The sequence below is a fragment of the Bradyrhizobium sp. genome, assembly GCF_016462955.1.
Lineage (GTDB): Bacteria > Pseudomonadota > Alphaproteobacteria > Rhizobiales > Xanthobacteraceae > Bradyrhizobium.
The window spans coordinates 1-1744 of the sequence record NZ_JAEMSD010000848.1 but is presented as its reverse complement, the minus strand read 5'-3'; the positions used below and the strand labels follow the sequence as shown (position 1 = coordinate 1744).

Sequence of the window (1744 nt, the reverse complement as noted above, 5' to 3'; positions counted from 1 at the left end):
GCGAAGATCGAGGTGAAGCGCGGCGAGCAGATCCGCTTCGTGCTGCGCAATGTCGGCAAGGAGGACCACGAATTCCTGCTCGCCACACCTGCGGAGAATCTCGCGCATGCGGTGGAGATGAAGAAGCATCCGCACATGGAGCACGACGAGCCCAATGCGGCGCGGCTTGCGCCCAAAAAGACGGCCGAGATCCTCTGGAAGTTCAGCAAGCGGGGCACATTCGAATATTCGTGCCTTATTCCCGACCACCGCGAGTACGGCATGGTCGGCCACGTCACCGTGAAGTAAGCATGGAGAAGCTCATGAACCGCACCATTCGTATCGCTGCCGCGCTGGCACTGACCATCGGCCTTGCGACCGGGACTGTCGCAGCCGAGGGCGCCGCGATCAGCGGCGAGGTCAGGAAGATCGACGAAGGCGCCGGCAAGATCACGCTCAGGCACGGGCCGGCGAAAAGCCTCGGCATGGAGGAGCCCATGACCATGGTGTACCGGGTCAAGGATCCCGCGATGCTGAAGCAGGTGAAGGTCGGCGACAAGGTGACCTTCGAGGCCGAGGAAGCCGCGTCGGGGTACACGGTGACCAGGATGCAGAAGGCGAAGTAGCGGCGGCCTCCCCCGAGCCGTCATTCCGGGGCGCGCGCAGCGCGAGCCCGGAATCCATTCATCGACCAACTCTGCCGCCGGATAGATTCCGGGTTCGGCTCTCCGAGCCGCCCCGGAATGACGGCCTGTGGGTCCCGAAACACCCGGTCCCGCCACCTCCGTTAACCCTTTGCTAACCATACACCCGGCAAGAATTGCCGGGTGAAGTCGAGTGTCGTCGGCCGCGTAGAACGGGGGACTCCCTGTGGACGCAAGTGCGGTGCCTCACTTTCGGAACGGCGGCCCGTCGGCCGCCGCGCAGACGTCTGGGGCGCGCGCACGGCAGTCGCGCGGGGGAGCAGCTACCATGGTCGACGTCACGGCAGGACAGGGCGTAGGCAGCGCAAGACCCTCGATCCCCTCCCTGAACGACATCGTCACCGTCCTCAAGCGCGGCGACATCGCGCTGGCGCTCGGCGTTCTCACCATCCTGGTGGTGCTGATCCTGCCGTTGCCCGCGATCGTGCTGGACCTGTTCCTGGCGATCTCGATCACGCTCTCGATCCTGATCCTGATGACCTCGCTGTTCATCCAGGCGCCGCTGGAATTCTCGGCCTTTCCGACCGTCCTCTTGATCTCGACCATGCTGCGCCTGTCGCTCAACATGGCCTCGACCCGCCTGATCCTGTCGCACGGGCACGAGGGCACGGCTGCCGCCGGTCACGTCATCGAAGCCTTCGGCAACTTCGTGATGGGCGGCAATTTCGTCATCGGCATCATCGTCTTCGCCATCCTGATCATCGTCAATTTCGTCGTCATCACCAAGGGCTCGGGCCGTATCGCCGAAGTCGCCGCGCGCTTCCACCTCGACGCCATGCCCGGCAAGCAGATGGCGATCGACGCCGACCTCTCCGCCGGCCTGATCGACGAGAAAATCGCCAAGGAGCGGCGCAAGGAACTGGAGGACGAGAGCGGCTTCTTCGGCGCAATGGACGGCGCCTCCAAATTCGTCCGGGGCGACGCCATCGCCGGCCTCCTGGTCGTCTTCATCAACGTCGTCGGCGGCATCATCATCGGCGTGGCGCAGCAGGGCATGTCCTTCGCGGATGCAGCCCGCACCTACACGCTGCTGACCGTAGGCGACGGCCTCGTCACCCAGG

General features: G+C 64.7%; 3 protein-coding genes. All 3 read left to right on the top strand.

Translation table 11 applies throughout. The features are described from left to right. Positions 1-288: cupredoxin family protein (locus JHD07_RS39140; RefSeq protein WP_291631944.1), on the top strand; the 288-nt coding region annotated here is incomplete at its 5' end. A gap of 14 nt (positions 289-302) precedes the next feature. After that, a complete protein-coding gene (locus tag JHD07_RS39135; RefSeq protein WP_291631942.1) occupies positions 303-605 on the top strand; it encodes a copper-binding protein in 303 nt (100 codons plus the stop codon). Positions 606-951: 346 nt separating this feature from the next. Beyond that, on the top strand, positions 952-1744 hold a 793-nt coding region (locus JHD07_RS39130; RefSeq protein WP_291631940.1), incomplete at its 3' end, for an FHIPEP family type III secretion protein.

Bases quoted from the DNA above. Each gene is read 5' to 3' on its own strand.
- JHD07_RS39135 (WP_291631942.1), top strand. From the start codon at position 303: ATGAACCGCACCATTCGTATCGCTGCCGCGCTGGCACTGACCATCGGC.